We start from the raw sequence: 7,878 nt of genomic DNA on the forward strand, positions 1-7,878 counted from the left end.
TGTGCGGAAGCGGCGCCCGGGCCACCATTGCCGCCTCGCAGCTCATGCGGAAGGGGTTCTCCGAGGTCGATGTCTATATCGGCTCGATGAAGGCGTGGACCGCAGCTGGAAATGCCATTGAGTGATGACTGTCAGTCCATCTTGGGCTGAACCTTTCGTTTCTGACGCATGAAGAGACTGGAAATTGCTTCACGAGGTCCCCATATGGATACCCTGTATGGGGTATCTGCCATGAAGACTGAAACCAAAGAGGCCGCGACCCGAAGGCTTGCCCGCATCGAGGGACAAGTGCGCGGCATCACGAAGATGGTGTCCGACGATCGGTATTGTATTGATGTCATTCGTCAGGTGCAGGCTGTGAAGGCCGCGCTTGTCGGCCTCGAGGCCGTTATCCTGGATGACCATATCGCAACGTGTGTGGATCATGCCCTGACCGGAAGCAATGTCGATGACCGGCGTGAAAAGGTCGAGGAACTTGTTGCGGTGCTTGGTGGCCGCAAGAAGTAGCGGCCTCACAGTTTGTTGAAATGAAAGTTTTAATCTTTTCACGTATTTGAACAATGATGCAGTTTGTGACCCGCCTCCTGACACTGTTTGCCGCTGCCTTCATGGCGGCTCATCCGGTCATGGCGTGTCCATTGATGGTCGGGACCTCCGAAACCGCGCCGACTGAAATGAGCAGCAATCACCCCTGTAATGACATGGCGATGGAAGCCATGGCCGACACCGGGCATACAGATCAGGCATCATCGTCTGATTGCCCCGCGGGATACGACTGTGCACCCATGCTTATCCAGGCGCACAGTGACGCCAATCCAGTTGCACCTGTTGCGAATGTGGACCCAGAATTTGCTGCGGTTCTCGCTAACCCACCAAAGGCATTCCTGCCAGAGCGCGAAACGCTAAAGACCGGGCCTCCACCTCGGCTGGATATCGTCCAGCACACGCCAATATCGCTAAAGCAGCGCTTCCTGAATTGAGAGCGATGACCTGCGGCCGCCACAGCAGCCCGTCGTCATCGCTTCTCACAATTCAGAAGAGCCCGTTTTATCATGCCCCACATTTCAAGAATGCTGCTGGTCGCAGCGTTTGCCGCTGTGCCCCTGGCGGCGGTTGCCAACGCTCAGAGCTTTGCCGAGCTTGAAGCCCGTCTCGAGGCCCATCCAAGCCTCTCCGCTCTCGGTTACGATGCCGAGGCCGACCGGGAGCGTGCTGTCGCCTCAACCGCACTCCCGGACCCCGTCGTATCCCTCGGGATCAACAACTTTCCGATTTTCGATCCCTCATTCGACAGTTACTTGCCGACCAATAAAGCCGTTGGTATTCGGCAACAATTTCCGAGCTTCGCGGGCCGTGAAGCCCGCGCCGGTGAAGCCCGGGCGATGTCAGCACAGACCGAGGCGGTTCGCGATGCCCGTTATGCGGCCTTGCGCGCCGAACTCATCGCTCTTCTCGCTGACAAGACTAGACTGACCAGGCAGAGATCCCTCGCCGAAGCGCGAAACGCCAAATACGACGAGCTTGTCGACATTGTCGAGGCCGAGATCGATGCGGGCCGCCCGGCCGTCTATCGCCTTGCCGAAATTGAAAGCGAACGGGCAGAAGTTTCCCGGACGCTTGTTGATCTTGACCGGCAGGAAGCCGAGACCGATGCGCGCCTGATCGAACTCGTCGGACTGGTCCCTTCGACCGGCCTCCCTCCCCTGACTGAAAGAGACTGGTCCGGCGCAGCGCTTGAGTTCCACACCGTACGCATTGCCGACGCGGCCGTCCGCGTTACCGATTACGGTATCGACGAGGCCCGCGCGGCCTGGAAGCCAGAATGGGGGGCCCAGCTCACCTATCAACAGCGCGATGAAGGCGCGATGTTCGCGGGGGATGACTGGGTCTCCGGTATGGTGACTTTTACGGTTCCGCTCTGGGCCGAAAGGAAGCAGGCACCGAACTTGCGCGCCGCAAAGGCTGAGCGGGCCGGCGCCGAGCAACGCTACCAGGCTGCCGCGCGGAATGCGGCGGCCCAGTATGCGTCCCGGGACGCCATTATACGCGCGGCCGATGCCAGTATCGACGTGCTGCAGGTCAAGATTGCTGCCGTCGAAGACGAAGTCGAGGCCCAGCTGATTGCTTATGAATCCGGTGTTGGCGGTTATGCGCCGATCATCGACGGCGAGATCGCCATTCTCAAACTCCGGGCGGAAATCGAAGCTGAAACGGCCCGCAAGGCCGCTGCGATCGCACGCCTGAATGCCCTCCTGGTGACACAATGAAAAAGACATTCCTGATAATGGGCACCGCATCTGCCGCCCTCTTGCTCGCCGCATGCGGCGCACCGGGCGGATCACCGGGCGGCCAGGGTGAAAAACCGAACGCCTCGAGCGAGACGCAACGATACACCTGCCCCATGCACCCGCACTATATTTCGACCGATCCGGACGGCACCTGCCCGATCTGTGGCATGGACCTGGTGCCTGCCGACAAGACCCAGGAACCGACGAGCTCAACAGGGGAAATCCTGTACTACAAGCATCCCATGGGTAAGCCGGACACCTCGCCTGTTCCGAAAAAGGATTCCATGGGCATGGATTACATCCCGGTTTATGCCGATGACACCGGATCGGGCGTGGCCGTCTCGCCGGAAATGATCCAGACCATGGGGATCCGGACATCACCTGCCGAGACCAGGGATTTCAGCCGTGTACTGAGAGCCTTCGGCACGGTCGAGACCAATGAACGGCTCGAAAATGTTACCGTCTCGCGGCTAGAAGGCTGGATTGAGAATCTGGCGGTCAATGCCGAGGGCGACACCGTCCGCCCCGGCAGTCTCCTCTACCGGATCTACAGTCCGGACCTGATCGCCGCGCAGAAAGATTATCTGAACTCGTTCAGGATCGGTAACGAAGCGCGCATCGCGTCGGTTCGCCAGCGCCTGCGCTCCCTTGGCATGCAGAATGCGGCCATCGACCGGCTGACCGAAACCCGCCAGGTCATTGAACGTGTTCCGGTTTACGCAGAAGCCGGCGGCACGGTTGCCGAGCTCCAGGTCCGCAATGGCGACTATGTCAAACCCGGCACGCCTATATTACGCCTGCAATCCTATGCCGATGTCTGGGTCATTGCCTCGGTGCCGGAGAGCGATTTGCCTCTGGTGGAAACAGGCATGCAGGCCGAACTCGATTTTCCGAGCGCGCCCGATGCCCCCGGTAAAGGCCAGGTCGACTATATCTATCCGACAATCGACCCGAAAACCCGTACAGCCGACGTCCGGATCGAAGTGGACAATGTGTCGGGCTATCTTCGCCCGGGCGCCTATGCGGACATAAGGCTGAATATCGGCGGCCGACCGCGTCTTTCGGTTCCAAGTGAAGCCATTCTGCTTGGTAGCGAGGGCGCCCGTGTCGTCATCGCCGAAGGCAATGGCCGCTTCTCCGGACGCGCCGTGCAAACCGGGATTTCGGCCAATGGCCGGACCGAAATCCTGTCGGGTCTGGAAAGTGGCGACATGGTCGTCGCCAGCGGGCAGTTCCTGCTCGATAGCGAAGCCAACCTGAAAGAAGGTCTTGCCAAGCTGGAAGCTCCGGATGCGAGCGCGGCCAGTCCGGAAACACCGCTCTCCGATATTCCGGTGGACAGTAAAGCCCTCGCCGAAATCGATCACTTCACTGACATGGCGCTCTACTTCCACGAGGCCCTGAGAGACGGGTATGACATCGATCCGCTATTCGTGGACCCGGCGCTCGCCCTGGTGCCAGTGCTGCGGGACCGTTACGCGAACACGAAACTGGCACCGGTCATGGATGCTACGCAAACCGCTCTCGCCGCCGCGCAGGACGTCACGGACCGCGAAGACCTTGCCACACAACTCTCAGACCTGGTCGAGGCCTTGAAACCCTGGCTGCTGGAAGGCGCACCTCAGCATTACAGCGAGGCTGGTCTGGTGCTCTACCGGGACACCGCAACGGGCCGGTACTGGCTGCAGGAAGAAGCGAAACCAGCCAATCCGTACAGCGCAGATGGAGCCGAACGGATTGACTGGCCCAACCCGATGGCCGGCATGTCGATGACGACCAATGACGGCGAGACTGGCGCTGACCAGGCCCCTGGGCATTCGGGGGACAGTCATGACTGAACGAAACGACAGAAACCTCGCGGGGCAAGACCCCTCCAAATCATGGGTGGCAAAGCTGATCTCCTGGTCGGTTTCCAACCAGCTCATCGTCCTCATGCTCGCCGCTGCACTGGCTGTGACCGGGTGGATGGCGATCCAGCGCACGCCGCTCGATGCAGTGCCGGACCTGACAGATACCCAGGTCATCATTCGCACCGATTTTCCGGGCCAGAGCCCGCAGATTGTCGAGGACCTCGTCACCTATCCACTATCGACGAACCTTCTCGGTCTGCCGAAGACCAAGGACGTGCGCGGCTCCTCAATGTTCGGCACCAGTTTTGTGTATGTCATATTTGACGATGATGTTGACCTCTACTGGGCCCGCTCGCGCGTTCTCGAAGCCTTGTCCCGGCTGGGATCCGAACTCCCGGAAGGCGCCGTACCGCAGATAGGACCGGATGCGACTGGCGTTGGGTGGGTCTATCAGTATGCCTTGGTCGACAAGACCGGCAAGACCGATCTCGCCGAGTTGCGTTCACTCCAGGACTGGTTCCTGAAACTTGAACTCGCCGGAGTGGAAGGGGTCTCTGAAGTCGCTTCGGTCGGCGGTTTTGTCCGGGAATACCAGGTGCTAATCGATCCCAATCGCCTGCGAAGTTACGACCTGTCGATCACCCGTATCCGTGACGCGGTCCGCGCAGCCTCAAGCGAGGTCGGTGGCCGCGTGCTTGAACAGGGCGAAACGGAATATGTCATCCGCTCATCAGGCTATGTCGATGAGAAACTTGATCTCGAACAGGTCGTGGTCAAGGCAGAGGATGGCACCCCCGTCCAGCTGAGCCATGTCGCCCGGATTGTCGAAGGCCCGGCCCTCCGGCGCGGCATTGTCGAACTCAATGGCGAAGGCGAAACTGTGTCCGGCATCGTGGTGATGCGCGATGGCGAGAATGCGCTGTCGGTGATCGAACGTGTGAAGGAGAAACTTCATAGTCTCCAGCGCGGGCTGCCAGAAGGCGTCGAGATTGTCACTGTGTATGACCGCGCGCCTCTCATCGAGGGTTCGGTCGATTATCTGAAAGACAAGCTGATCGAGGAAGGCTTCGCGGTTGCTCTCGTCATTCTGATCTTCCTCCTCCATGTACGGTCGTCTCTGGTTGCCATCATCACCTTACCTCTCGGTGTGCTCGGCGCGTTCCTGATCATGTCCTGGCAAGGTGTCACAGCGAACATCATGTCACTTGGCGGGATCGCCATCGCGATCGGCGCCATGGTCGACGCCTCGATTGTGCTTGTCGAGAATGCCAGCCGGAAACTGGCGGATCTGGGACCGAAACCCGATCCGAGAGTGCGCCGCCAGGCGCTGGTCGAGTCCGCGCAGGAAGTCGGCCCCGGCATATTCTTTTCACTCCTGATCATCACGGTCTCCTTCCTGCCGGTCTTTGCCCTGACCGGTCAGAGCTTCAGGCTCTTCAGTCCTCTCGCCTATACCAAGACCTATGCGATGGCCTTCGCGGCCATTCTGTCGGTGACACTTGTCCCGGTTCTGATGCTGTACCTGATGCGGGGTCGGTTCCGGCGCGAGGAAGCCAATCCCCTGAACGCCTTCTTCGTCTGGGCCTACAAACCGCTGCTCCATCTAGCCCTGAGGTTCAAATGGATCACGGTCGCCCTTGCGCTCGCGCTGACGGCCAGCGTCATCGTGCCGGTCCAGAGGATCGGCTCGGAATTCATGCCGGCCCTTTATGAAGGCGAGCTCCTCTACATGCCCACCACCCTGCCCGGCGTGTCATCCACCAAGATGCGGGAGATTCTTGGCCAGACAAACCGCGTCATCAAGACCGTGCCAGAAGTCGATCGTGTCTTCGGCAAGGCCGGGCGCGCCGATACTGCAACCGATCCAGCGCCACTCACCATGATCGAAACATGGATCAAGCTGAAACCGAAGGAGGATTGGCGGCCAGGTGTGACGGTCGAGGACATCACCGATGAGCTCGATGCCAAGCTGCAAATGCCCGGCCTCGTGAATTCATGGGGCTATCCGATCAAGATTCGCATGGACATGGTTTCAACAGGTGTGCGCACGCCCATTGGCATCAAGGTTACGGGCGATGATCTGACAGAGATTGAGACCATTGCCCGGGACATAGAAGCGGCCATTTCGGACGTACCCGGAACGCGCTCGGCCTTCGCCGACAGGGTCATGGGCGGCAAATATCTCGAGATCACGCCGGACAGGGGCGAACTCGCCCGGCGGAATATCGACATGGCAGCCTTCCAGTCCGTGATCCAAACCGCCCTGGGCGGCATGACGCTCTCCCAGTCTGTCGAGGGCCGGGAACGCTATGACATCATCCTGCGCTATGATCGGCCATTTCGTGAGAGCGCCACAGACCTGGAAGAGATACTCGTGCCCGCCCCGTCCGGCGCCCATATCCCTCTCAGCGAACTGGCGGACATTTCCTATACGGAAGGCCCGCCAATGATCCGATCAGAAAATGCCAGACTGACTGGCTGGGTTTTCGTCGACATCGCGGACCGGGATATGGGCAGCTATGTTGCAGACGCCAGACAGGTCATTGGCGACGCCGTCGACCTGCCTGCGGGTTATGCGGTGGAGTTCTCCGGCCAGTATGAACAGATGCAGGAAGCGAATGCGCGGCTTAGAATCGCCATTCCAGCTGCAATTGCACTGATCTTCCTGCTGCTGATGCTACATTTCGGCCGGCTCGACCGGACCCTGATCATCATGGCCAGCCTGCCTTTCGGTCTGGTCGGCGGAATGTGGGCCGTCTGGTTGGCAGGCTACAATCTGTCAGTAGCCGTCGCGGTCGGTTTCATCGCCCTGGGCGGCATCGCGGTCGAGACGGCCGTCGTGATGCTGCTCTATATCGACGCGGAAGTCCGCAAGGCGAACCCTTCTGACAGGACCCAGCTTTTCGCCGCCGTCAGCAAGGGCGCGGCCATGCGCGTCAGGCCCAAGCTGATGACGGTCACAACCATCTTTGCCGGTCTTGCGCCGATCTTCCTGACCGACGGCCTCGGGTCGGACGTCATGCGCCGGATTGCCCTGCCCATGCTTGGCGGCATGGCCTCAACCCTCATGCTCTCCCTGATCGTGATCCCGGCCATCTACCACATCCGGCTCGGGCTGCAGATTCCATCAGATTTACCCCGGGCCGAACCGGATAACCGGGCCGGCTCATTCACCCCCGAAGGAGAAAAACCATGACGAGACACCTGTTGAAAATTCCGCTTTTGATTCCACTGCTTCTGAGTGGCGCCATGCTGCCGGCGGCCGCGCAGGATCGCTCATCAGGCAGAATGATGATCGACGGCGGCATGATGGGTGGCGGCCTGTTCGGCACGGTGTTCATGCTGCTTGCTGTGCTCCTCCTCATCCTCGGGATCGCTGCCCTCATCAAATATCTGAGGTCGAAATAATAGTCCCGTATCCATCCACCCTATTCCCCCGTCCCGGCGCGCATCGGGGGCCTCTGTTGAAAGCCGCGCCAGACAATCAAAAAGGAAGAAAACGATGAAAACCCTCGTCAGAAAGACAGCAGTCACAGGCGCAATCCTCGGACTGGCCCTGATCGGTCCGGCGCTCGCCCAGGACGCCGGCATGAAAATGGACAGCATGAAAGACATGGACATGTCCGGCATGAGCTGCTGCGGCGACATGGCGCCCGGCTTTGGCGTCATTAACGGCGTCGATCTGGATGCCCGAACCGTCAATATTTCACACGATCCGATCAAGAAGATCGGCTGGGGTG

At 59.9% G+C, this 7,878-nt stretch carries 8 protein-coding genes; all 8 read left to right on the forward strand.

Annotated elements, in window-relative coordinates:
• Positions 1–125, forward strand: a 125-nt coding sequence (locus tag Q1K29_RS18575) for a rhodanese-like domain-containing protein (RefSeq protein WP_366524235.1), incomplete at its 5' end; no start/stop codon positions are given.
• Between the two features lie 106 nt (positions 126–231).
• Positions 232–507, forward strand: a complete 276-nt coding sequence (locus Q1K29_RS18295; protein WP_034798806.1) for a metal-sensitive transcriptional regulator — start codon at positions 232–234, stop codon at positions 505–507.
• Between the two features lie 56 nt (positions 508–563).
• Complete coding sequence (locus Q1K29_RS18300) at positions 564–980, forward strand: hypothetical protein (protein WP_233349714.1); 417 nt, start codon at positions 564–566, stop codon at positions 978–980.
• 72 nt (positions 981–1,052) lie between these two features.
• A complete protein-coding gene (locus Q1K29_RS18305; RefSeq protein WP_034827470.1) occupies positions 1,053–2,267 on the forward strand; it encodes a TolC family protein in 1,215 nt (404 codons plus the stop codon).
• On the forward strand, positions 2,264–4,126 hold the full coding sequence (locus Q1K29_RS18310; RefSeq protein ID WP_300396808.1) for an efflux RND transporter periplasmic adaptor subunit: 1,863 nt from the start codon (positions 2,264–2,266) through the stop codon (positions 4,124–4,126). Before Q1K29_RS18305 ends, Q1K29_RS18310 begins: the two co-directional genes overlap by 4 nt.
• Entirely contained in the window at positions 4,119–7,334 is a 3,216-nt protein-coding gene (locus tag Q1K29_RS18315; RefSeq protein ID WP_300396810.1) for a CusA/CzcA family heavy metal efflux RND transporter, read from the forward strand. The genes Q1K29_RS18310 and Q1K29_RS18315 overlap by 8 nt, the downstream gene beginning before the upstream one ends.
• Positions 7,331–7,546, forward strand: a complete 216-nt coding sequence (locus Q1K29_RS18320; protein WP_119405123.1) for a hypothetical protein — start codon at positions 7,331–7,333, stop codon at positions 7,544–7,546. The genes Q1K29_RS18315 and Q1K29_RS18320 overlap by 4 nt, the downstream gene beginning before the upstream one ends.
• 94 nt (positions 7,547–7,640) lie before the next feature.
• Positions 7,641–7,878 (forward strand): copper-binding protein (locus Q1K29_RS18325; RefSeq protein WP_300396812.1); only part of this gene is annotated, 238 nt, incomplete at its 3' end.

It is taken from the genome of Henriciella sp. (assembly GCF_029937755.1).
In the GTDB taxonomy this organism is placed as follows: domain Bacteria; phylum Pseudomonadota; class Alphaproteobacteria; order Caulobacterales; family Hyphomonadaceae; genus Henriciella.